The following is a 22,298-nucleotide window of genomic DNA, read 5'->3' as shown; positions in this document are numbered from 1 at the left end:
ATTTATCTGTTTTAACTAATATAATTTATAAATTGCTGGGCTGTTCTTCCTGACAGGCCACCCTGCTCCATTTCAAATATTTTCGCCTGCGCGATGAGCTCTTCATCTGAAATAGCAATATTTACACGTTTTGCAAGAGCAAGCACTATATCTAAGTACTCCTTTTGAGATGGCTTGCTATAACTAATTGTAACACCAAAGCGATGTACAAGTGAAAGCTTCTCTTCCACTGTATCTGAATGATGTCTGTCATCTGCATTTGACTGGTCATTTCTATCGTTCCAGGTCTCCTTGATGAGATGACGACGATTTGATGTAGCATAAATAAGAATGTTGTCAGGTCGTGTCTCAACACCGCCTTCGATAACAGCCTTCAAAAACTTATACTCTATTTCGTGCTCTTCAAAGGAAAGATCATCCATATAAATAATATATTTGTAATTTCTGTTTTTGATGCTGGCGATGATTTTTGAAAGATATCTAAACTGATGCTTGTATATTTCAATCATTCTAAGGCCCTGGTCATAGTATTGATTTACAATGGCCTTTATGCTTGTGGATTTGCCTGTGCCGCTATCACCAAACAGCAACACATTATTGGCTTTTTTGCCCTGAACAAAGGCTTCGGTGTTATCTACAAGCTGCTTCTTTTGATATTCGTAGCCAATCAAATCATCAAGGACAACCTCTTCCATGTTGTTGATAGGGACAAACTTCATATCGTTATCCCCCACCTCTTCTATACGGAATGCCTTGTTAAGACCAAACATTCCAACACCATATGCTTTGTAGAAATCCGTAATTACGGTAAAGAATCCTTTATAATCTGCCTGAGCCTCAAGGGATTTTGAAAGTGTACGAACCTTCTCACTCACGTTTCTGTTATACATCTGCTTATTCTTATTCACTGCAGTGTAATTCGTAAATACGGAGAAGCTTTCAAGGTTAAGATTCTCTTCAAGGGCTGTAAAATCATAATCAAAAATGGCCTTTAAAATCTTGAAATCATTTTCCACCAAATGATTAACTGAGCCTGGCTTTACATCTGTTTTTTCAGTAACAAGTGAAAATGGATTTTCATTTGTAATGATGTAAAAGGCTATGTAATTGTGCCAGAGATTGTCATCAAAGCCATAGTCTGTGGCCAGCATCAAAAGCTCCTTGGAGATAGCATTAATCTCTCTGGTAGCCTCACGTTTGTTGTAATCGCCGGATTCCACCCTATCAATGGTGCGCCCCAGTCTATAAAGGATGCTATCCTCTGTCAAATCACCAAACATTAATAGTCTTGAAATAAGTTCGTACATTTTTGCCTCCAAATTCTCGCTACTTACTACAAAGTTCCCAAAAGGTTACGGCACTTGCCGCAGCCACATTTAATGAATCCACCTCATGATGCATCGGAATAATCGCAACATAGTCGCTTTTTGCTATAGTTGTATCCTTGATGCCTGTGCTTTCTGTACCAAATATAATAGCAAGCTTATCGTGATTTTTAAGCTGGGGAGATGCAAGCGTTATAGCATTATCTTTCAGTGCCATGGATACCACCTTAAATCCATGCTGATGAAGCTTATCTACATAGTCGCTGCCCTTTTCAAAGTATGTCCACGGTACTTGAAAGGATGTCCCCATAGCCACTCTTGCGGCGCGACGATAAAAAGGGTCTGCGCTATCATGAGTCAAAAAAATAGCATCCACCCCAAGAGCTGCCGCAGAACGAAATATTGCTCCTACATTTGTGGGATTCATCACATCCTCTAGAATGGCCACCTTGTTGCTGGCTTCCAATAAATCTGCCACATTAGGAAGTGCAGGCCTTCTAAAGGCTGCAAGCACTCCTCTTGTAAGATTAAATCCTGTGATTCTATTTATCACATCAAGCTTTGCTACGAAAATATCTATAACAGCTGATACATCAAGCTTTGACAAAAGCTCTCTGACTACATCTGTATCATAGGCTTTTTCCTCCACAAAAAAGGCCATTGGCTCACAGCCACGGTTCAATGCCCTTTCGATCACATTGGGCGTTTCAGCTATAAATATCCCACCATTTGGTTCAAAGAAATGATACAACTGTGCTTCATTATATTCAGTAAAGATGGATACCCTCTCATCTTTAATGTCATCTATTCTAACAATATTCATATAAAAATAAACCCTCAAAAATAGATTTTTAAATTCTTTTGAACATTTTCCTAAGCTAACCAAAAGAAATCTTAATTAAAAAATAAAACGAGGATACCATATCCTCGTTTTATATATTCTTACATAGAAATTATACCAAACACATTTAAAATTGCACTTACTAAAATAATTACAACAAAAAGTGGGCATAAAAATTTAATCATAAATGAAAAAATTGCTTTTCTCTTGAATGGATGATTGGCCTGTTCTACTTCAGCTTCTAGCTTTTCTACTGTCATAAATCTTGTGACAAGGATGCATGTTGCAAGGGCTGCTATTGGCATCATCACCGAATTTGTAAGGAAATCAAAGAAATCTAAAAACTGCATACCGATGATTCTAACATCTGCAAGTGGTCCGTTTCCAAGGGATGAAAGGCTGCCAAGCACTACCATAATAACTGCCATTATAGTAACGCCACGTCTTCTGCTCCATTTGAATTCATCTGAAAATGTGGAAACAGCACTTTCTGTTAATGCGATGGCACTGGTCACTGCTGCAAATAATACTAGTGCAAAGAAAAGCACTCCGATTATTCTGCCAAAGCCCATGCTGGCGAAAATCTTTGGCATGGTGATAAACATAAGTGATGGACCTGCTTTAAGTGTGGATTCGTCACCACCTGAAAAAGCAAATACCGCTGGAATAATCATAAGGCTGGCAAGTACAGCTATTGCAGTATCAAAAATCTCTACCTGCTCAGTGGATTCCTCAATGCTGACTTCTTTTTTAACATACGAACCAAATGTAATCAGAATACCCATCGCAATTGAAAGTGAATAAAACATCTGGCCCATGGCAGTAACTACTGTCATTATGGAAAAATGCTTGAAGTTTGGAACAAATAGGTATTTTACTCCGGCCAAAGCACCAGGTCTTGTAACTGAATATGCACAAATGATAACCGCAAGTACCACAAGTATTGGCATAACAAACTTTGAAACTCGCTCAATACCATTTTCTACGCCCATGTAAATTACAACAAGGACTAGTATGGAAAATACGATAAACCACAGCTCTGATTCATAGCCATTTGTGATAAAGCTTGTAAAGAAATTATCTCCTGCGATGACCTTTGCATCGGTTCGCAAGTATTCAAAAAAGTATTTTGTTACCCAACCACCGATTACAGAATAATATGGCACAATAAGTATAGGAATAATGGCGTTAATCCAGCCTCCTAACCTCATGAACCTGTTGTGGCTCAGCTGATTGAATGCACCTACAGGACTTTTGTTTGTGTGCCGGCCTATAGCGGTTTCTGCAACAATCATTGTGTAACCAAAAGTCAACGCTAAAATAACATATACAATTAAGAAGATTCCTCCACCGTATTTTGCGCATAAATATGGGAATCTCCAAATATTTCCCAGACCAACTGATGCTCCAGCGGCCGATAGGACAAAGCCTATTTTGCCTGAAAAGCTGCCGCGATTATTTTTGTTCAATTTTATACTCCTCCAAAAACTCTTTAACGATTTAATCTTTTAACTCTTTAACTTGTTAAATCGCCTTTTTATTTTATTATGATTCGGAGTATTTGTCCATTGTGACAATTCAACTAATTTTGTTATATTTTCAAACTACTATCAGAGAAATCCCACACATCAGTGGCAAGACCGTCGTAGAACTCTGGCTCGTGACAAACCATGAGAATACTACCGTTGTACTCCTTTAATGCTCTCTTAAGCTCATCCTTTGCTTCCACATCAAGGTGATTGGTAGGCTCGTCTAAAACAAGCAGGTTTGTCTCACGATTTAAAAGCTTACATAATCTAACCTTGGCCTGCTCTCCACCGGAAAGCACTCTACAAAGACTCTCAATATGCTTTGTGGTAAGTCCACATTTTGCCAATGCAGAACGTACTTCGTTTTGATTGTAGGATGGAAACTCGTTCCATATTTCTTCGATACAGGTGGTTGAAATATGCTGATCCATCTCCTGCTCAAAATATCCTATTTCAAGGAATTCTCCCTGATAAACTGTACCTTCAAGAGGTGGAATCAGCCCCAGGATACTCTTTAAAAGAGTGGTCTTTCCAATACCATTGGCGCCAATTAAAGCTATCTTTTGCTTACGCTGCATTTCAAGATTTAAAGGCTTTGTAAGAGGCTCATTTTTATCATATCCTATAACAAGATTTTTGGTAGAAAAGATAACACGGCTTGGAGTACGGGCTTCCTTGAAGTAAAATTCTGGCTTTGGCTTTGCCTGGGCGAGCTCAATAACGTCCATTTTATCTAACTTTTTCTGACGCGACATTGCCATGTTTCTTGTAGCTACATTAGCCTTATTTCTAGCCACAAAATCCTTAAGCTCGGCAATCTCCTTTTGTTGTCTGTTGTAGGCTGCCTCAAGCTGACTTTGCTTCATGGCATAGACTTCCTGGAATTTGTCATAATCTCCCACGTAGCGATTCAGCTGCTTATTGTCCATGTGATAAATCAGATTGATAACCGAATTCAAAAATGGAACATCATGGGATATCAAAATAAAAGCATTTTCATATTCGTTCAGGTAACGCTTGAGCCATTCGATATGCTCCACATCAAGATAGTTTGTAGGCTCATCTAAAAGAAGGATATCTGGCTTCTCCAAAAGAAGCTTTGCCATTAATACTTTAGTACGCTGACCTCCGGAAAGCTCTGTAACATCTCTATCAAGGCCCAAATCAAGGACACCCAAGGCCCTCGCTACTTCCTCCACCTTTGCATCAATCATATAAAAATCATGCATGGTAAGAAGATCTGCTATAGTTCCAGCCTCCTCCATGCGTTTATTCATTTCATCATCGTCTGTAACGTCACCAAGGCTTGCATAGATGTCATTCATCTCCTGCTCCATCTCATACAGGAAATCAAAGGCGCTATGAAGAACTGTGCCTATGGTCATTCCCTTTTCAAGGACGGTATGCTGATCCAGATAACCCACTCGAACCTTCTTGCTCCATTCGATTTTACCCTCGTCTGGCTGAAGCTTTCCTGTGATAATATTCATAAAAGTAGACTTGCCTTCGCCATTAGCTCCGACAAGTCCTATATGCTCGCCCTTTAAAAGCCTAAATGATACATCTTCAAAAATTGCTCTGTCACCAAATCCGTGGGACAAATGCTCCACATTTAAAATACTCATAAATCTATTTTCCTTTTATTTTATTCTTGATTACGCACAGCTTCTCCTGACACTGGTTGCACTGAAGCCTTTTGTTGCTTCCATACCAAAAGAACTCAGGATGCTTTGCGTAATTGTATTCCCATTTTATAAGAATAATAAGAGCTGTAAAAAACAAACTCCATGAGAAGAAATTTTTAATAAAAAGCATTGGGGTAAACATCATAAAATGCCCCCAATCGTATATCCTACAGTTAATACAACACTTATTATGCATTATAAATGTCTGAAACGGACAGAAAAATATTATACACAAATAGTCGCTTAAATAAAAGAAAACCGTAAGCATCAGCATGTCTGCAGCACCAATGATTTTGAATAAATACAAAACTGCAAATACTGCGTTGAATGTGAGCCACACAAGCATCACTATCCACGCCTTCACATTCATCCCTTGGACAAACTCAAGTAGTTCAAGCCTTGAAAAGCCCTCCACTGGAACATACTCCTCCAATTTACCTTTTTTATAGGCCATGGACAGCTCCTTATGAGGAAAAATATGTTGAAGCATCATTATCATGAAAATAGCCCAAAGCACATGCAACGGGCTGATACCATATTCGGAAATGCCAAATGTAAATTCATGTGTCATGAACTCAATCAAAATTTCCTTTTTAAATAGGTATGCTCCAAAAATTGATATGAAAATAAACAGTCTGAAAAGCCAATTAATTAAGGCACGCTTCATCATCCTGGTCATGGGTATTCCCTCCGATGTATGAAGCGTACCATAGAAATGTTTTAAAAGAGTGAAAAACTGTTGTATTGCTTAGATTTTAGATTGAAAAATGAGTCCGAAAACAGGTGACATCACTATCATTATCACAGAAAAAGTAAATGAATTGATAGACATAAGTGTTGCTCGCTGAGCAGATGGAATCATGTTGTTTAGCACCACGTCTGAGCGTATTTCTATAAAACTATCAGCAAATGCTCCAACGCAGGCGCCTAATATCATTATATAAGGATTGCCCATAAATACTGATAATATAGCAAAAACCACTCCACAAAGACTGATTAGGGCAATTGACTTATATCCAAAGTGTTTAAAATGTGTAATAGCCTTGGAGCCTATGGCACCTGATATTCCAATGATAAACAGTGCTGGTCCCAGGTAAATTGCTTTTAGTCCCACCTCCGGCAGCTTCGCCTGAAGGAAAAATCCTATAAGCACAGCCACCGCTCCAATCAACGCATTATACAAAATAATAAGACGGGCCTTTCGATTATCCCTGATGAAATTAATGCTGCCGATAGTTACATCCTTAAAACGTGATGCAACATCCATATTTTCGTGACCTTTGGCATGAACCTCTGTCAAAGATAAAGCAAATAATAATGCTACACTTCCCATTAAAATATCAATAAGATATGCCTTTTTATATCCTAGCATTAATGCTACACCTGCTAGAAGGGTTGCAAGAGAACTAAATACTTCATAAATAATCATATCCGTGGATACAAATGATTCGTACTCTTCTTCTGTTCCTGCCTGTTTCATACTATCGTAAGCCAAGGCCTCCCGGGTTCCTGAAGCCAGATTATAGCTTAAGGCGCTGACTCCCATGGCTACTGCTATTGATAAAAATGAATCTGTAAAAATCATCACAAGAGCTGAAAGCATAGACATAAGCTGTGCCATAACCATTGATTTTTTACGGCCAAATACATCGGCCACTGCCCCAGATGGCACTTCACATATCATACTTACCACGTGAAATATGCTTTCAAACCATCCAATCTCAATAGTTGAAAATCCTCTGGCGGCTAAAAGTGCCACCCAGGAGCCACCTGCTATCATAAGTGCTCCAAAACTATCTATACAATATAACTTTTTAATTTGTGCTTTTATATTAATTTTTTGCATAAAAAAATCTCCTTATCTATTTAGTAGAATCAGGAGATAGTGTCGCTTTGTAATTTAAGCTACTTATTGCCTAAAAAAGGGCGCACTACCCCTGTAATCCAATAAAATAGAACCTTTCATCAAATGTATGTTCTCATTTTTCCAATTCATAATACGCCCTCCTTTCTTTCATTTTATACCACAGAAAGTCTATCATATTGCTTATTTCTTGTAAACGATTAGCCAATATTTGTCTCTATTTTCTTATAAATAACATTCTTTATTATCATTAATCATTAATAGGCCTGGTGTTATTCAAATACACTTCATCAGCGTACTCAACTCTATGGATAAAGCAGACCATAAATATATCGTCATTGTCAGGGTTATCCATAAAATAATCTTCTATAGCAATGCGATGATACACTCCATTATTATCATGCTGTCTAACTATCCTAAGGACTTTCTCTTCACCTCTATTGTATGCTGCAATTAAATTTTCCCTAGAAAATGCCCTGTCAATTTCAGGATAGTCAATTTCATCCGAAAGACTTTTTACTACCCCTACACCTTCATCATAGGTACCGGTCTCCGGAATTATAGCATCGATGAAATTTCTTTTTTTCATCACGTGATAGCTATTATTTGTCAGATTGGCAAAAATGATTATAGAAAACTTTTTATATACTGCATCTATCAGCATCATAGCCTGCCCAAAAGCGGTACTTCTAGATATGGGATCAAAATGCTCATTTAATACTGGATTTTCTTTCGTACACATGTATATGAAGTCATCATGTGGTACAGGCTTTGAAAATATAAATCCTTGTATATAGTCGCAATCGCAGGTATTGATGAAATCCAGTTGCTCCTTTGTCTCTATGCCTTCAACTACTGTCGTAAGTCTGAGTCTATGGGTTAAATAAAAAACTGCTTCAAGTGTAATTCGTCCTTTTTCCGATTGACAATTATCCTCTAAAAAGGATTTATCTATCTTTAGTACTTCTGCTGGAACATCCTTTACAAAGGAGAGTGAAGACATTCCAAAACCAAAATCATCAATTGATACTGTGTAGCCTGCTTTTGACACTCTAGAAACCCACTCTATAACAGCGTCCTTATCTGCTGCCAAATAAGACTCTGTAATTTCAACACCAAATAAGCTTCTATCAATGTCATATTTTTCTACAATTTTATTGAGCTTATCTACAAAATTTTCATCTTTTGCATGTTCCCGACCAAAATTAACACTTATTTTCACAGCTTTAGGTCCAAGCTCTTTAAGTGTCTTGCAGGCCTCTTCAGCTATGTACCAATCCACTACACCAACCTTGTTTGCTGCCTCTAGTTCAGGTATAAAGTAACTTGGCGAAACAATAACTCCATCAGGTTTTATCCACCTAACTAGAGCCTCTGCTCCACCAATCACACCTTTACGTGGATTGTACTGAGGCTGATAATAAGCCTGTAGCTCTTTATTTTCTATAGCTGAAACTATTTGTTCATACATTGTATCGTTCATACTAATCACTCTCAATTTTTACGTCTACAACGTCCACAAAATACACCTAGTATTATTGTACTCGATAAATGTATCAAATTTGTGATTATGTGAAAATGCGAAAGTTTTTTAATCCCTTTTCATAGCCAACTCCTTTAACAATCAGGTTATATTTCTGAGATACTCTCCGACCTGTCGCCCACCATCGTAATCATCCCACATATTCTTCCTCACTCAATGGTATTCATCCATTTTCTGCTTCTGAACATGAATATTGAAATTATGAACCTTACCAGTTCTTCCTGTGACAGAATAAAATACACCCACACAATGGGCAGTTTGAATACAAGACCTGTCAAAACAGCAAGTGGCACTCCGATTAGCCAAGTGCCAAGCATATCTATCATCATGATGTATTTTGTTCTGCCGCCACTGCGTATGATGCCGCCTCCAAGTATCATGTTCTGAACCTTTATCGGCATAAGTACTGCAAAAGCGGTTAGAAGAGCTAAGCCGATGGTTCTTACATCATCCGCCACATTGAACAAATGCACATAAGGAGCTTTTAATACTATTATTGTTACTGACAGTATGATACTTCCAGCGAGACCATACACACATAGCTTTTTTGATTCCTGATATGCTTTATCATACTCCCTTTCACCAAGACGCTTTCCTACAAGTATTCCTGCAGCCTGGGCGATTCCGCTAAGTGCCCCAATAGTAAGTCCCTGAACCGAACCCGTAAGTGACATTCCGGCAAGTTCGTCTGTGCTCATATGACCATATACGAAGGTATTGATGCTCTGACCAACAGACCACAGAAATTCATTTAATACAACAGGTATAAGCATGGCCAGATACTGCCAGAATCTTTCTTTTTCCAGAGAAACCGAGAAGCCAATCCTGCCATACAGGGCAAAAAACATCACGGTTGTCAGGACAGCCCCCGCTATCTGGGAAATAACGCTGGCAAAGGCCGCGCCCCTGACTCCAAGCATCGGCATACCAAAGTTTCCGAATATCAGACAATAGTTAAGACCTGTATTAATTATCGCAGAAATAAAACCCGCATATAATGGCCATGAGGATTTTCCTCTGCATCTTAAGGCAACACCACAAATATTGCTTATACCAAGCGGAATGAATGTCCACCCTATTATTCCCAGATATGCGCTTCCTTCATTAATGACGCTCACATCATCAGTAAACATCTTGATAAACTGTGAAGGAAACACCATTGACAGAAAAAAGAACGCTATTCCTGTCAGTAGCATTACAAGAAAATTCACACAGATACTTCTTTCCTCAGTCTCCCTGTCATTCTTCCCAATATACTGGGATATCATGATTCCCGCTATAGTGCCTATTGCACCGACAACAAATGAATAGATAAATCCGGGCTTCCCTGCTATCTCCACTGCAGCTATACTCTTTTCCCCAAGCTGTCCCACCATTATCTGATCTATCATGGAAAACGACGATTGGAGCATTGACTGAAGTGCGACCGGTATCGCTATATTTATTACCTTTTTTTCAAAAGACTCCTTCATAAAAACCCCCTTATCATTTGATTAAATGATAAGAGAAATATCCCATATTCACAATTGGTTAATCGCATAACCCAGATGCTGCATTAACATTGCACCGATACCATTATTCCATTCATTCTTCAGTACCGATATTCCCCATACAGTGATTTTTTAGGAAGCAAATGGAAATTACTGATTATGCGAAACCTTCTTGTAAGACCATGGCGTTTTAATGAACTAAAAAACAGTCTTGAAGGCATCAGCCAGAAAGTTCTGACAGATTCCCTTAGATCAATGGAAGAAGATGGGATTATAACAAGAACAGTTTATCCAGAAGTCCCTCCAAGAGTTGAATATGCCCTTTCTGGCCTCGGTGAATCCATGCGACCTATCATAAGCTCTATGGAATCATGGGGAAAAGACTATAAAAAAACATTAGAATAAAAAAGCCCCTCAGCCTTGAAACTGAGGAGATATAGTAAAAATAATTGTTATCTCTTTGAGAACTTTCTTGTAGTTCTAAGTGCATGGTTTTAGGCATTTGCATTACGAGTTGCTGTTTACCTGTTGTGTATGGTAGGCTACTGTATGCGGCTGGTGACATTTTTTTCAATCATATTGCCTCGCTTCTCATAAGCTTATTCAGTAATACTTATTGTTACGTTAACGTCCCCGGAACCAAGCCTTTTTTTCATTTCTTCCGCAGATATATTTTCAATATGCCCGAGCTTTGTATAAGCCCAGCTATTTGAACCGTAAAACACTACCAGCTGATTACCTGAATACAAAACAATGTCCCCGGCACTTGTAGTCATCTGCTTATCATTCCTTGGAATAGACTGACCAATAGAGCCAACCTGCTCAAAGTCGCCATACATAGACATATCAATGATGATAGGTTTATCTTCAGCCAGATTCTTCAGAGCTTCTACTGATTCATTTTCTTCCCAGATTACCTGTATCTCTTCATCATTTATAAAAAGCTTAAGCATACTTTCTGTCGACCTTTCATCATTAGTAATTACGTCTTCTTCATCCTTTAAGTGATCTTCCGTTGCCGTATTACTGTTCGTTTTAGCCTGTGCATACTCATTATATCCACATCCAGTATAGAGGGTTACAGCCATCACACATAATGCTGTAAGCATTTTACCTGTATTTTTACAAAAGAGATTTTCCAAAATCATAAGCCTCCCGCTTTTCCTCTTCTTTGCCTTCTGCTTCACCCATGTCATTTATTCCGCCACAGAACAGACTTGTCTTTATTATCAGCACCTTACTCATTGTCATCTTTCCTTATTTAAGATATTCATTAAAGAAGCTCTCAAGTTTGTCAAACGGAATATAATCCTTATCTCCTCCATCATACAGATCTGTATGAACTGCATCTGGAATAATCATCAGTTCTTTATTATCAGCATATTTGCTGTCCTTTATCATGTCAGCATAAGCGTCTTTACTGAAGTAGCAGGAGTGAGCCTTCCCGCCATGTACAAGAAGCACTGCACTTCTGATTTCATTGCTGTATTTAAGGATTGGCTGATTCACGAAAGATTCACAGCCTATCACATTCCATCCATCATTGGAATTAAGGGAACGAGCATGATATCCACGATCAGTTTTGTAGTAATCAAAATAGTCTTTTACAAAGAAAGGTGCATCTGCAGGTAGAGGATCTACAACACCTCCCGCGCGCTTATATTCTCCATTCTTTAAATCTTCAAGACGCTGAGCGCACAAAGCCTTTTTCGCTTCATATCTCTTTTCTTCACTGTCATCGGCATCAAAGTAACCTTTTGCATTAACTCTTGTCATGTCATACATGGTCATTGCAGCTGTAGCTTTGATTCTTGTGTCAAGAGCCGCTGTATTGACAGCCATTCCGCCCCATCCGCAGATTCCTATGATTCCTATTCTTTCCGGATCTACCTTTTCATTAAGTGAAAGAAAATCAACTGCAGCCATAAAATCCTCTGTATTGATATCAGGTGATGCCATATATCTTACGTTGCCGCCTGACTCTCCTGTAAAAGAGGGATCAAAGGCTATTGTAAGAAATCCTCTTTCAGCCATAGTCTGAGCGTATAATCCTGAACACTGCTCCTTAACAGCTCCGAATGGTCCTGATACTGCAATAGCCGGAAGCTTGCCATCTGTATCCTTTGGTATATACATATCTGCCACAAGAGTTATCCCGTAGCGATTTGCAAATGTCACCTTGCTGTGTTCTATCTTCTCACTCTTTGGAAAGGTCTTATCCCACTCTGTTACTAAATTAAGTTCTTCTGTTCTGATCATCATTTGATACCTCCGTCATCTCTGCTTCATTTCGTTTTCGATTTTTCTTAGCATGAAATCCATGCAGTCAACTTTTCTCCCGCTTTCGTGGTACTCGTCCATGGCACGGCATCTTTCTTTTTTCAGAAGCCTTACCATTTCATCGATACTGCCTGACTCAAATCTTTCCAGGATAGTGTCTGTTGCCTCATTACAGCATCCCGCATCTGAAAGGCTTTGCTTTAGATATTCTTTATCCATGAGTATTCCTCATTTCCATGTAACTATTTCACTTACAATTCTATTGTATGAGCTTGTAAGATTTTTTGCTAATAGTTATAATGAATATCATATTATTCCATTTTGGCATATCATTCAGCAATGAGCAGTACAGGAAAGGAATCACCATGGAAATCAGGACTTTAAGATATTTTTTAGCTGTAGCAAGAGAAGAAAACATGAGCAGAGCCGCTGAGATACTGCATGTGACTCAGCCAACTCTATCCAAACAATTAAAATCATTGGAAGAAGAATTGGGTAAGAAGCTATTTACAAGGCACAGTTTCAGTATAAAGCTGACAGAAGAAGGAATTCTTCTCAGAAACCGCGCAGAAGATCTTGTGAGCATGGCTGATAAAATCGAGCAGGAATTTGTTTCACTTGATGACATAAGCGGAGGCGATCTTTACCTGGGACTTGCAGAATCTTATCAGCTAAGATTCCTTGCAAGAGCAATCAAGACCTTTAAAGAAAGCTATCCCAATCTCCACTATCACATCACAAGTGGTGATACAGAGCAGCTATCTGAAAAAACAGAAAAAGGGCTTCTTGATTTTGTTGTTCTTGTTGAGCAGCCGGACATCAGAAAGTATGAATATATAGAATTTCCACAGGCTGATACCTGGGGACTTATCATTCCTGAAAATGACCATCTGGCAAAAAAGGAATCCATTCGTTTGGATGACCTGATAGGATTACCTCTTTTCTGCTCAGATCAGGCTTGGAACGGAGATATAAAGAAATGGGCCGGGAGCAGATTTTCTGAACTTCAGCTTGAAGGTTCTTTCCGTCTTTCCTACAATGGCTCTATTTTCACAATGGAAGGTCTTGGGTATCTTCTCACCTATAATCACCTTATTGATACATCAAAAAACAACGGCCTTGTATTCAGACCGTTGTCTCCTAAGCTTGAAAACAAAATATATTTCGCATGGAACCGCTATCAGGCATTTACACCTATAGCAGAAAGATTTTTATCACACCTAAAAGTTCTAGTGTTATAACCCATCTTTTTGAACTACTAAACCCGTCCCCCTAGATCTACATCATTCTCGTTTATTTTTCTTAATTCCATTTTTCAGTCCTTCCCAGAAAGCATCTCATCATAATATGAAGTTGTCGATGTCTGTTAACACTACAAATTCATTCCAACTAAAAATACCCCTGATATTACCAAAAGAACTATAACAATCTTTTTTACAACTCTTTCATCCAAGACTTTTGAACTCTCCATTCCAGCAAACAATCCAATAATCATGAACGGAATAAGGATTACTGTTTGTTTCAATGAATTAAGTGTAAATACTCCAAGCAAATAATATGTAAAGATTCTTACAGTATTTTCAACAATAAAAACCGCGCTTAAATTGGCTTTAAATTCATCCGTTGAATTAGTCACTCGCCCAACATAGGCAGCAAGCAACGCTCCTATCCCAAAAAGGCCACATAATATACCAGACATCAAGCCAATGATACCTAGTAAAAGATTAGAATCCTTTGCATTTGTACGTTGATATTCTCTAAAAAACATTTCAACAGCTATAAGAATAACAACGATTCCAAAGAACACTTTTAAATGCCTAACATCAACATTCTTTAGAAGGATTGCTCCCGGAATACTACCACCCAAAACCAACAATGCTAAAGGAATATAGACTTTTCTCTCAAGCTTATTACGATTCTTCCAAGTCAATATTAGATTTGTCGGATACCCAAGTAATAATTCCACTGGCGATATATTAACGTTTGCCACTCCAAATCCTAAAATAGATGTAAAGACTAATGTATTTGCAAAACCACAAAGTCCCTTTATAAAAAACGCACACAGCGTGGCAATTATCCACAAAATCAAGTAATAATCCCCCTTATAAATCCAGGCTTATCAATTGTTTTTCACGATTTCTGTATGCAGATGCTTTTAATTTATCTGCTAAATCGTTAACTCTATCTGATTTCCCTCTATTACAACAATGCAGCTTTCATAATAGCCGTCCCCTGTTACTCTTGGTCCACTTACAACATCATAACCATCAGCTTTAAGGCGCCCTGTAAGTTCATCTACACGCTCCTTACTTCCTACAGAAAATGCAATATGGATTAATCCAGTACGATTTAAATGCTTATCTGCATCCACCATGCCTGGCTTGTTCATTATTTCAAGTCGAGCCCCATCGTCAAATGAAATAAAATATGAGCGAAAATCTGTCTTAGTATTGTGGTATCCATCATTAGCCTTTCCATCTAAATACTTTACAAAAAAATCTTTTGTGGCTTCCAAGTCGTTTACGTACATTGCTATGTGTTCAATTTTCATACATTCACCTTTTTCTTCAGTTTCTCATATAAACACTACATTTTCCTGTCAGGCTAAAATTTCTCAATGCTTATAAACTCTGTGTAATACTAATTCTTGCATATTTACCTCCAAGGTCTCTTGTCTTTAGTCCACCCTTTTGCATTCCAGTAATCCATGTCTTTTGGATTCCAACCATGTATTTGAACTATACGCATAATGGCAAACATTCCGCGTAATTTAAGATTTGGATTTATTCTCCTTTGATTAGCTTTCTTTATTTTATTTGCGATCTTTTCCGTTTTCTTTTCTATTGCCTGCCTTTTCTTTGGGCTTATACCATCATAAGATGTTGCAGCCACAGCAAAACCTAACTTATATATTCTAGGCACGCCCCAATTAAACAAGCTGTGAGCCATGTCCTGATTTGTTGATTTTGTGCCAGCCCCTGCCGCAGTTGAAATACATACACCCTGCTTTTTAAACATTTTCTCCTCAGGTCTATGTGCCATCCATCGAAATCCATAATGATCTAATAGCGCCTTCATAGCACCTGTTACATGAAATACATACACAGGGCTTGCCAAGATTATCACATCAGCCATATCAAGTGCTTCTGTAATTGGCTGCAGCTTTGCGTGATGTGGGCATTGCTCCTCTCCCTTGACAAAGCAAGTTGTACATCCAATGCAAAATTCATCAAAATCCCTTGGAAGGAAAAACTCTTGAATATCCCCACCGATTTTTTCTGCTAATTTTCTTGCTATATGATACGTGGAACCTTTATGGCTCTGCCCATGGATAATTACTATTTTCATAACCTCTGTTTCTCCCTTCTCACAACTCTAGTTTTACCATTCTGAAATATTCCAGACAAAATATTCTTATACCAGAGCCCTGTTATCAAATATAATTTTTCCACAAAAGTGTAATACTGTCCTTTTCAGTTTAATTCATGTAAAAAGTAAAATAGCCAAGCTCCACGCTCGGCTAGGTCCCAAGTGATATTCGCACCTGGCAACTCTGTTGTTGATACAATAGCATATTTATAGGCTTTTTCAAGTTTCCTCCAGAATTCTCAGTCCTTCCTTATAATCCTGTCCCAAAACTTCCTGTGTCTTTTGGAAGTCATACTTCTCATGTAGTCTGTCATGAACCTTTAAGAACTCTTTCTTTCCGTATTTCCTTATATATAATGCCTGAGCCTTTGCTGCATTTGCTCCGTCATTTGATGGGATATAGAATCCTTTATTGCATTTTTCGAGCTCATCACACTCATAACATCCGTCCAAATCTTTTTCCTTACAGCACTTCACATTCGGACATATTCTGTCCTCAGCACAGGTGGCAAAAGAGCAGACATTGTACTTCGTTCTGCAGGATCCGCACCACTCTGAAAGGAAACAGTGATTACAGGAAAAGCCACAATAAGCAATAGGATCAACACCCTTTCGTGCTATCTTGCAGAGTTTATTCTTGATGCGGCGCATGGCTTCGATATGCATGATCCAGTGACGGCTAAATGGCATCTGAATCAGTCCTTTTATATCCTTTCCGCACCAGTAATCAATCAGCCAAAAGGCATTCTCATTCTCACTGACACATTTACTGCGGATAAGTTTTTCCTTTACATCGTCGCCGAATTTTTGCTTTAAATCCTTGTATGTCAGATCTCCAAGAATATGATCCGTAGACTCCTTTACAGCTTTTACATACAGATATAGTTCTTTAATATTCAGTTTTTCTGAAAACTCTGCAATCTCGTTTCCCTGAAGTTCATTACCCGTAGTAATAATAGGTGCGCAAATGCGATTATGAAAGTCATGTGTAAAAAAGATTTGACTATCCCCTGCTATCATCTCATGGGCAACTATATCTTCAATCCTGAAAATATGCCAGATAGAATAGGCAAGGGTTTTACTGTGATATCCATCTGCACCCGCAAAAGGCATTTTGGCAAAGGCCTCATCCGGGTATCCACTCACAATCTGAGTAATTTGCTCAAACATTTCCTCCCGGAAAGCCAAAAGCTTCTGAATAGCATCTTTAAAGGTTGCTTCCTTCGTCAGCAATTTCTGTATTTCTTTATTGTTTTCTGACCATGATTTATCCATAATCTATCTTCTCTCATCGGTTAATCCAGCATTATTATTCCATTGTTCTTTCTTACATTTTAATAAAGTCATATTAAAATAGGCAAGCCTTATCCTTAATCTTTAAGCTCAAAAGTGGACCACTAACCCCGTCCCCAGGGACCATTACGGTACAAAATTTTCTGTGTTTCACCACAACTGAATACAATTATAGATAAAAGAAAAACCCCAGAAACACTGAGTTTCTGAGGTTTGTAAATTCTTTTTGAATCTCGAAAGATTATCTCTTTGAGAACTGAGGTGCGCGACGAGCAGCCTTTAAGCCGTACTTCTTACGCTCCTTCATACGTGGATCTCTTGTGAGGAATCCAGCTGCCTTAAGTGTAGGTCTGTACTCAGCATCTACCTCAAGGAGTGCACGTGAGATACCGTGTCTGATAGCACCAGCCTGGCCAGTGTATCCGCCACCCTTAACGTTAACGATAACGTCAAACTTCTCTACAGTACCTGTAGCAACAAGTGGCTGACGAACTACTACCTTTAATGTCTCAAGACCAAGGTACTCGTCGATATCTCTCTTATTTATTGTAATCTTGCCTGTGCCAGGTACGAGATATACTCTAGCTACAGAAGACTTTCTTCTACCAGTTCCATAATACTTTGTTGTATTAGCCATGATCTACCTCCTATTAAAATGTAAGCACTTCTGGCTTCTGTGCCTGCTGCTTGTGATCTGGTCCAGCGTAAACGAAAAGCTTTGTGTACATCTGACGACCAAGTGGTCCCTTTGGAAGCATGCCCTTAACAGCGTGCTCGATAACTCTGTCAGGGTGTGTGTTGAGCATCTCACGAAGAGTTGTCTCCTTCATACCACCAACATAGTCTGAGTGATGATAATAGATCTTCTGATCAAGCTTCTTACCTGTAACCTTAATCTTCTCTGCATTTACTACGATTACATAGTCACCACAATCAGCGTGTGGAGTGAAGACTGGCTTATTCTTACCTCTTAAAACCTTTGCAACTTCTGCACAAAGACGACCAAGTGTCTGTCCTTCAGCATCAACTACATACCATTTTCTCTCAATCTGAGATGGGTTTGGCATATAAGTATTCATTGAGAATTCCTCCTTAAATAAATCTTAAAAAAGCTCCAAGAAAGTGATGTCCGGGCACCGTCTCGGAAAAGTTATAGTAAAACCTGACCCCGGGCTAACAGAATCAAGTCTTCTCACTACATCATCCGTTACATTATACAATGCATTTTTTAATTCGTCAATATTAAAAATCATATTCAATTCCAATCATGGTCAAACCATGCGCTGGAGCTGTTGGGCCAGCAAGCTCTCGATTGCGGCCACGGAAAATTTCAAGCATATACATTGGATCCATCTCTCCAGCTCCCACCTTTATGAGAGTTCCGGCAATAATGCGGACCATGTTATATAAAAATCCATCGCCTGTAAGACGAATATGAATCACATCATCTTCCTTGAACACTCGCGCTGTATAAATGGTACGAACGCGGGATTTAACCTGAGCTTTAACAGATGAGAAAGACGTAAAATCATGCTGCCCTATCAAATAAGCAGCTGCCTCATTCATCTTTTCCACATCCAAATCGTAGTAATAATGGAATGTATCTTTGCGTTTGGTTGGATCAGGCATTTTACGATTTAAAATCTTGTATTCGTATGTTTTGCGGCATGGAGCGTAACGTGGATGAAAATCATCCTCTACCTGGCAGGAATACTGAACCACAATGTCATCTGGCAGGCGCTGATTTAAAGCAAAGCTGATTTTGTCAGCTGGCATACGTGAATTTGTATCAAAAACTGCAACATTTCCAAGGGAATGAACCCCTGCATCTGTTCGGCTTGCTCCTATAATAGAGATAGGCTCTTGCAAAAGATCTGTAAGAGCCTCGTTTAATTTCTGTTCAATTGTGACACCGTTTGGCTGAATCTGCCAACCGCTGTAATTTGACCCGTCATAGGCCACAACAATCATTACTCGCATATTATAAAATTACCTTTGCTGAATAAAAAACTATCAAATAAATTGCTATGCAAATATACGCTCTCTGGTCAAGACTTGTATATTTTAGAGGACGCATTTTGGTACGTCCCTCTCCGCCATTATAACATCTTGCCTCCATAGCAAAAGACAAATCGTTTGCGCGACGGAAAGCGGAAACAAAAAGCGGTACCAAAAGTGGAACCATGTTTTTTGCTTTTTTTATAAGCCCACCGGACTCAAAATCTGCTCCACGAGCCATTTGAGCCTTCATAATTTTATCAGTCTCCTCTATCAATATAGGGATAAATCTGAGGGCTATCGACATCATCATTGAAATTTCATGAACAGGAACTCCCGCTTTTTTCATGAAACCTAAAGATTTTTCAAGACCATCTGTCAACTGATTTGGTGTGGTTGTAAGGGTCATGATAGATGTACCGATGATAAGCAAAATCATTCGGCTTGTCATGAGAACCGCATTTTTCAAACCAACATCTGAAATTGAAAAAATCCAAAATGAAACCAGAGTTTTGCCCGGTGTCAAAAATAAATTGAAAAGTCCAGCTATAATAAGCAGCACAACAATTGAGCGCAACCCCTTTACCATAAATGAAAATGGAACATGACTTAGTTTTATTATTCCAATAAGAACACATATTACAGCTGCAAATAATATAACATTGCTTGCTGAAAAAAGTGTGATAATAAAAATAAGGGTTCCAAAAAGCTTCACTCTTGGGTCAAGGGAATGCAGTACTGAATTAGCTGGATAATATTGTCCTAAAGTTATATCTCTTAACATATTTTTCCTCTTAAAGTCCAAGCCTTAAGCTGGTCTCGGCTAATTATTTAAGCGAAGCAAGAATAGCATTTTTTGCTTCTTCTACTGTTGTGGCACTTGTATCCACAGACATACCTGCATCCTTAAGGTCGTTCATAACATAAGTCACCTGTGGTGCTGCAAGCCCCATAGCCTCAAGCTGCTTGTAATGTGTAAATACCTCTTTTGGAGTTCCATCGAATTGTGGCTTCCCTGAATCCATTACTATGATACGGTCAACATAATTTGCCACATCCTCCATAGAATGTGAAACAAGTATTACAGTATCTCCACGCTTTTTATGCATATCAGAAATCATACCAAGAATATCGTCACGTCCCTTTGGATCAAGGCCAGCTGTTGGCTCGTCTAGTATGATTACCGCAGGCTTCATTGCAAGAACACCTGCTATAGCTGCTCTTCTCTTCTGTCCACCTGAAAGCTCAAATGGTGATGCGAGATAAAATTCTTCTGGAAGACCAACAAGACCAAGCGCCTCATAGGCTCTCTTTATCTGTTCTTTTTCATCCAAGCCCTGATTTTTAGGGCCAAACTGTACATCTTTGAAGACGGTAGTCTCGAAAAGCTGATGCTCAGGATATTGAAATACCATTCCTACCTGAGTACGAAGTTCCTTTATGTCGTAATCCTTGTCATAGATGTCTTGACCGCGGAAATAAATGTGACCTTCAGTAGCCTTAATCAAACCATTAAGATGCTGAACTAATGTGGATTTACCACTTCCTGTATGCCCAATAACGCCGATGAACTCGCCTTCTTTAATGGAAAGACTTACATCATCAAGGGCTGTGACCTCATAGGCAGTACCTGGACTGTATTTGTAGGATACATGGTCCAAAATCAAAATATTATCTGCCATATACGTATCCTCCATTTTTTAGTTTTACAAGTTCTGAAACAAGCTCTTCACGAGTTAAAATGCACTCTGGCAAAGGCAAGCCCTCTTTTCTAAGCTCATGAGCCAGTAGTGTAACCTGTGGTACATCAAGGCTGTGCTCCTTTAAAAGCTCTACATCCTTAAATATTTCACGTGGTGTTCCCTCCATGAAAACCTTACCCTTCTCCATGACGAAAACATAGTCAGAATCAACCACCTCTTCCATGTAATGGGTGATAAGGATGACAGTGATGCCCTTTTCCTTATTTAAAGTGTGAACCGCCTGTAGTACATCCTTTCTTCCGTCAGGATCAAGCATGGCTGTTGGCTCATCCAAAATGATGCACTTCGGTTCCATAGCCATAACACCAGCTATAGCTACGCGCTGCTTTTGTCCACCTGAAAGCTTGTTAGGTGAATGATTTTTATATTTATGCATTCCAACCATCTTAAGAGACTTTTCCACTCTCTTAATGATTTCTTCTGTTGGAACGCCGATATTTTCAGGTCCAAATGCTACATCCTCGTCTACAACAGATGCGATTATCTGATTGTCTGGATTTTGGAAAACCATTCCTGCTGTCTGACGAACCGCAAAGGTAAACTCATCATCTGAGGTATTCATCCCATCTACGATAAGAGTTCCCTCTGAAGGTGTAAGAAGTGCATTGATATGTTTGGCAAAAGTAGATTTACCAGAGCCGTTGTGTCCTAAAATAGAAATAAACTGCCCTGGTTCTACATTTAGGTTGACATGGTCAAGGGCCACCTGGATAGATTCCACGTTGCCCTCTTCATCACGTCTTATATATTCATGTACTAATTCTTTTGATTTAATAATTGACATTGGTACCCACTATTCCTTTATTCTTTCCAGTTGAGTCTATGTAAATTACCCTCGGTTTCAAGTCCAAGGAAGTCATTTTGTCTGAGCGCCTCATACAATATGATGGCAACAGAATTTGACAGATTAAGTGAGCGAATATCATGCCCCATTGGAATGCGAACACAATTCTCCTCATTGTCTACAAGGATTTCCTCAGGAATGCCTGCACTTTCCTTGCCAAACATTATGTAGCAGTCTGGTTCATAATTCACTTCGGTGTGAGTTCGCTTGGCCTTTGTGGTGGCCATATAAATCTTTGCATCTGGATTCTTTGCTTTGAAGTCATCCCAATCATCATAGCGAAATACTTCAAGCTTGTCCCAGTAATCCATACCTGCACGCTTAACTGTTTTGTCTGTGAGAACAAAACCAAGTGGCTCAATCAAGTGTAAGCGTGTGCCAGTGGCACAGCAGGTGCGGCCGATATTTCCTGTGTTTGCAGGAATTTCCGGCTCGTGTAATATAATATTTAACATATAGTCTTTGCTCAAAATG

The 22,298-nt window shown here is 38.9% G+C and carries 25 protein-coding genes; 2 read left to right on the top strand and 23 right to left on the bottom strand.

Translation table 11 applies throughout. The features are described 5' to 3' along the window. Positions 1 to 11 precede the first annotated feature (11 nt). The 8 genes from BLV53_RS10330 to BLV53_RS10295 all read right to left on the bottom strand — a co-directional run bounded on the left by BLV53_RS10330 (position 12) and on the right by BLV53_RS10295 (position 10,259). Positions 12 to 1,307: an ATP-binding protein gene (locus BLV53_RS10330; RefSeq protein WP_090300541.1), complete on the bottom strand. Its 1,296-nt coding sequence runs from the start codon at positions 1,305 to 1,307 to the stop codon at positions 12 to 14. Positions 1,308 to 1,326: 19 nt separating this feature from the next. Beyond that, on the bottom strand, positions 1,327 to 2,148 hold the full coding sequence (locus BLV53_RS10325) for a TrmH family RNA methyltransferase (protein ID WP_090300539.1): 822 nt from the start codon (positions 2,146 to 2,148) through the stop codon (positions 1,327 to 1,329). Between the two features lie 119 nt (positions 2,149 to 2,267). Next, on the bottom strand, positions 2,268 to 3,641 hold the full coding sequence (locus BLV53_RS10320; protein WP_207646232.1) for a sodium-dependent transporter: 1,374 nt from the start codon (positions 3,639 to 3,641) through the stop codon (positions 2,268 to 2,270). Between the two features lie 116 nt (positions 3,642 to 3,757). Then, positions 3,758 to 5,320 carry an ABC-F family ATP-binding cassette domain-containing protein gene (locus BLV53_RS10315; RefSeq protein ID WP_090300535.1) on the bottom strand — a complete coding sequence of 521 codons (1,563 nt, stop codon included), beginning with the start codon at positions 5,318 to 5,320 and terminating at the stop codon, positions 3,758 to 3,760. 4 nt (positions 5,321 to 5,324) lie between these two features. Next, positions 5,325 to 6,059 (bottom strand): hypothetical protein, encoded by a 735-nt coding sequence (locus tag BLV53_RS10310; RefSeq protein ID WP_090300533.1) that lies wholly within the window; start codon positions 6,057 to 6,059, stop codon positions 5,325 to 5,327. A 69-nt stretch (positions 6,060 to 6,128) separates the two neighbouring features. Continuing rightward, on the bottom strand, positions 6,129 to 7,226 hold the full coding sequence (locus tag BLV53_RS10305) for an MFS transporter (RefSeq protein WP_090300531.1): 1,098 nt from the start codon (positions 7,224 to 7,226) through the stop codon (positions 6,129 to 6,131). Positions 7,227 to 7,494: 268 nt separating this feature from the next. Then, on the bottom strand, positions 7,495 to 8,727 hold the full coding sequence (locus BLV53_RS10300; protein WP_090300529.1) for an EAL domain-containing protein: 1,233 nt from the start codon (positions 8,725 to 8,727) through the stop codon (positions 7,495 to 7,497). A 209-nt stretch (positions 8,728 to 8,936) separates the two neighbouring features. Further along, the gene (locus BLV53_RS10295; protein WP_090300527.1) at positions 8,937 to 10,259 is read right to left on the bottom strand and encodes an MATE family efflux transporter; all 1,323 of its coding nucleotides are present in this window, start codon (positions 10,257 to 10,259) and stop codon (positions 8,937 to 8,939) included. 102 nt (positions 10,260 to 10,361) lie between these two features. On the opposite strand from BLV53_RS10295, the gene BLV53_RS10290 reads away from it, so the two are divergent. Continuing rightward, positions 10,362 to 10,682, top strand: coding sequence for a winged helix-turn-helix transcriptional regulator (locus BLV53_RS10290; RefSeq protein ID WP_090300525.1), 321 nt, complete (start codon positions 10,362 to 10,364; stop codon positions 10,680 to 10,682). A 194-nt stretch (positions 10,683 to 10,876) separates the two neighbouring features. Here BLV53_RS10290 and BLV53_RS10285 read toward each other — a convergent pair whose 3' ends face one another. Genes BLV53_RS10285 through BLV53_RS10270 form a run of 4 tightly spaced genes read right to left on the bottom strand, consistent with a single transcriptional unit; the run spans position 10,877 to position 12,776 of the window. Next, positions 10,877 to 11,419 (bottom strand): cyclophilin-like fold protein, encoded by a 543-nt coding sequence (locus BLV53_RS10285; RefSeq protein WP_139298947.1) that lies wholly within the window; start codon positions 11,417 to 11,419, stop codon positions 10,877 to 10,879. Continuing rightward, positions 11,400 to 11,522, bottom strand: coding sequence for a hypothetical protein (locus tag BLV53_RS17565; RefSeq protein WP_278335390.1), 123 nt, complete (start codon positions 11,520 to 11,522; stop codon positions 11,400 to 11,402). The genes BLV53_RS10285 and BLV53_RS17565 overlap by 20 nt, the downstream gene beginning before the upstream one ends. A gap of 12 nt (positions 11,523 to 11,534) precedes the next feature. After that, positions 11,535 to 12,536, bottom strand: a complete 1,002-nt coding sequence (locus BLV53_RS10275; RefSeq protein ID WP_090300573.1) for an alpha/beta hydrolase — start codon at positions 12,534 to 12,536, stop codon at positions 11,535 to 11,537. A 15-nt stretch (positions 12,537 to 12,551) separates the two neighbouring features. Then, positions 12,552 to 12,776 carry a hypothetical protein gene (locus tag BLV53_RS10270; protein ID WP_026511960.1) on the bottom strand — a complete coding sequence of 75 codons (225 nt, stop codon included), beginning with the start codon at positions 12,774 to 12,776 and terminating at the stop codon, positions 12,552 to 12,554. A 146-nt stretch (positions 12,777 to 12,922) separates the two neighbouring features. Between BLV53_RS10270 and BLV53_RS10265 the strand changes: the two genes are divergently transcribed. Then, positions 12,923 to 13,798, top strand: a complete 876-nt coding sequence (locus BLV53_RS10265; RefSeq protein ID WP_090300522.1) for a LysR family transcriptional regulator — start codon at positions 12,923 to 12,925, stop codon at positions 13,796 to 13,798. A 131-nt stretch (positions 13,799 to 13,929) separates the two neighbouring features. On the opposite strand, the gene BLV53_RS10260 is transcribed toward BLV53_RS10265, so the two are convergent. From BLV53_RS10260 to trmL, 11 genes are all read right to left on the bottom strand, one after another. Beyond that, positions 13,930 to 14,646 (bottom strand): sulfite exporter TauE/SafE family protein, encoded by a 717-nt coding sequence (locus BLV53_RS10260; RefSeq protein WP_242879079.1) that lies wholly within the window; start codon positions 14,644 to 14,646, stop codon positions 13,930 to 13,932. A 78-nt stretch (positions 14,647 to 14,724) separates the two neighbouring features. Further along, positions 14,725 to 15,108: a VOC family protein gene (locus BLV53_RS10255; RefSeq protein WP_090300521.1), complete on the bottom strand. Its 384-nt coding sequence runs from the start codon at positions 15,106 to 15,108 to the stop codon at positions 14,725 to 14,727. A 104-nt stretch (positions 15,109 to 15,212) separates the two neighbouring features. Further along, positions 15,213 to 15,905, bottom strand: a complete 693-nt coding sequence (locus BLV53_RS10250) for a flavodoxin family protein (protein WP_090300519.1) — start codon at positions 15,903 to 15,905, stop codon at positions 15,213 to 15,215. Between the two features lie 240 nt (positions 15,906 to 16,145). Then, positions 16,146 to 17,201 carry a DUF3795 domain-containing protein gene (locus BLV53_RS17665; protein ID WP_090300517.1) on the bottom strand — a complete coding sequence of 352 codons (1,056 nt, stop codon included), beginning with the start codon at positions 17,199 to 17,201 and terminating at the stop codon, positions 16,146 to 16,148. Between the two features lie 259 nt (positions 17,202 to 17,460). Then, complete coding sequence (gene rpsI, locus BLV53_RS10240) at positions 17,461 to 17,856, bottom strand: 30S ribosomal protein S9 (protein WP_090300514.1); 396 nt, start codon at positions 17,854 to 17,856, stop codon at positions 17,461 to 17,463. A 13-nt stretch (positions 17,857 to 17,869) separates the two neighbouring features. Further along, a complete protein-coding gene (gene rplM, locus BLV53_RS10235; protein WP_090168074.1) occupies positions 17,870 to 18,298 on the bottom strand; it encodes a 50S ribosomal protein L13 in 429 nt (142 codons plus the stop codon). A gap of 163 nt (positions 18,299 to 18,461) precedes the next feature. Then, entirely contained in the window at positions 18,462 to 19,199 is a 738-nt protein-coding gene (gene truA / locus BLV53_RS10230) for a tRNA pseudouridine(38-40) synthase TruA (RefSeq protein WP_090300511.1), read from the bottom strand. Position 19,200: 1 nt separating this feature from the next. Next, entirely contained in the window at positions 19,201 to 20,001 is an 801-nt protein-coding gene (locus BLV53_RS10225) for an energy-coupling factor transporter transmembrane component T family protein (RefSeq protein WP_090300509.1), read from the bottom strand. Positions 20,002 to 20,044: 43 nt separating this feature from the next. Then, positions 20,045 to 20,899, bottom strand: a complete 855-nt coding sequence (locus BLV53_RS10220; RefSeq protein ID WP_090300507.1) for an energy-coupling factor transporter ATPase — start codon at positions 20,897 to 20,899, stop codon at positions 20,045 to 20,047. Beyond that, positions 20,889 to 21,764 carry an energy-coupling factor transporter ATPase gene (locus BLV53_RS10215; RefSeq protein WP_090300504.1) on the bottom strand — a complete coding sequence of 292 codons (876 nt, stop codon included), beginning with the start codon at positions 21,762 to 21,764 and terminating at the stop codon, positions 20,889 to 20,891. Before BLV53_RS10215 ends, BLV53_RS10220 begins: the two co-directional genes overlap by 11 nt. 17 nt (positions 21,765 to 21,781) lie before the next feature. Beyond that, the gene (trmL, locus tag BLV53_RS10210; RefSeq protein WP_015550828.1) at positions 21,782 to 22,279 is read right to left on the bottom strand and encodes a tRNA (uridine(34)/cytosine(34)/5-carboxymethylaminomethyluridine(34)-2'-O)-methyltransferase TrmL; all 498 of its coding nucleotides are present in this window, start codon (positions 22,277 to 22,279) and stop codon (positions 21,782 to 21,784) included. Between the last annotated feature and the right edge of the window lie 19 nt (positions 22,280 to 22,298).

Source organism: Pseudobutyrivibrio sp. ACV-2 (assembly GCF_900107545.1).
GTDB lineage: Bacteria > Bacillota > Clostridia > Lachnospirales > Lachnospiraceae > Pseudobutyrivibrio.
This window is presented reverse-complemented; position numbering and strand designations above follow the sequence as displayed.

What these genes read in the sequence shown, in the direction of transcription:
- BLV53_RS10330 (WP_090300541.1), bottom strand. Translation starts at nt 1,307, where the DNA reads ATGTACGAACTTATTTCAAGACTATTAATGTTTGGTGATTTGACAGAG.
- BLV53_RS10325 (WP_090300539.1), bottom strand. Translation starts at nt 2,148, where the DNA reads ATGAATATTGTTAGAATAGATGACATTAAAGATGAGAGGGTATCCATC.
- BLV53_RS10315 (WP_090300535.1), bottom strand. Translation starts at nt 5,320, where the DNA reads ATGAGTATTTTAAATGTGGAGCATTTGTCCCACGGATTTGGTGACAGA.
- BLV53_RS10310 (WP_090300533.1), bottom strand. Translation starts at nt 6,059, where the DNA reads ATGACCAGGATGATGAAGCGTGCCTTAATTAATTGGCTTTTCAGACTG.
- BLV53_RS10305 (WP_090300531.1), bottom strand. Translation starts at nt 7,226, where the DNA reads ATGCAAAAAATTAATATAAAAGCACAAATTAAAAAGTTATATTGTATA.
- BLV53_RS10300 (WP_090300529.1), bottom strand. Translation starts at nt 8,727, where the DNA reads ATGAACGATACAATGTATGAACAAATAGTTTCAGCTATAGAAAATAAA.
- BLV53_RS10295 (WP_090300527.1), bottom strand. Translation starts at nt 10,259, where the DNA reads ATGAAGGAGTCTTTTGAAAAAAAGGTAATAAATATAGCGATACCGGTC.
- BLV53_RS17565 (WP_278335390.1), bottom strand. Translation starts at nt 11,522, where the DNA reads ATGAGTAAGGTGCTGATAATAAAGACAAGTCTGTTCTGTGGCGGAATA.
- BLV53_RS10275 (WP_090300573.1), bottom strand. Translation starts at nt 12,536, where the DNA reads ATGATCAGAACAGAAGAACTTAATTTAGTAACAGAGTGGGATAAGACC.
- BLV53_RS10270 (WP_026511960.1), bottom strand. Translation starts at nt 12,776, where the DNA reads ATGGATAAAGAATATCTAAAGCAAAGCCTTTCAGATGCGGGATGCTGT.
- BLV53_RS10265 (WP_090300522.1), top strand. Translation starts at nt 12,923, where the DNA reads ATGGAAATCAGGACTTTAAGATATTTTTTAGCTGTAGCAAGAGAAGAA.
- BLV53_RS10255 (WP_090300521.1), bottom strand. Translation starts at nt 15,108, where the DNA reads ATGAAAATTGAACACATAGCAATGTACGTAAACGACTTGGAAGCCACA.
- BLV53_RS10250 (WP_090300519.1), bottom strand. Translation starts at nt 15,905, where the DNA reads ATGAAAATAGTAATTATCCATGGGCAGAGCCATAAAGGTTCCACGTAT.
- BLV53_RS17665 (WP_090300517.1), bottom strand. Translation starts at nt 17,201, where the DNA reads ATGGATAAATCATGGTCAGAAAACAATAAAGAAATACAGAAATTGCTG.
- rpsI (WP_090300514.1), bottom strand. Translation starts at nt 17,856, where the DNA reads ATGGCTAATACAACAAAGTATTATGGAACTGGTAGAAGAAAGTCTTCT.
- rplM (WP_090168074.1), bottom strand. Translation starts at nt 18,298, where the DNA reads ATGAATACTTATATGCCAAACCCATCTCAGATTGAGAGAAAATGGTAT.
- truA (WP_090300511.1), bottom strand. Translation starts at nt 19,199, where the DNA reads ATGCGAGTAATGATTGTTGTGGCCTATGACGGGTCAAATTACAGCGGT.
- BLV53_RS10225 (WP_090300509.1), bottom strand. Translation starts at nt 20,001, where the DNA reads ATGTTAAGAGATATAACTTTAGGACAATATTATCCAGCTAATTCAGTA.
- BLV53_RS10220 (WP_090300507.1), bottom strand. Translation starts at nt 20,899, where the DNA reads ATGGCAGATAATATTTTGATTTTGGACCATGTATCCTACAAATACAGT.
- BLV53_RS10215 (WP_090300504.1), bottom strand. Translation starts at nt 21,764, where the DNA reads ATGTCAATTATTAAATCAAAAGAATTAGTACATGAATATATAAGACGT.
- trmL (WP_015550828.1), bottom strand. Translation starts at nt 22,279, where the DNA reads ATGTTAAATATTATATTACACGAGCCGGAAATTCCTGCAAACACAGGA.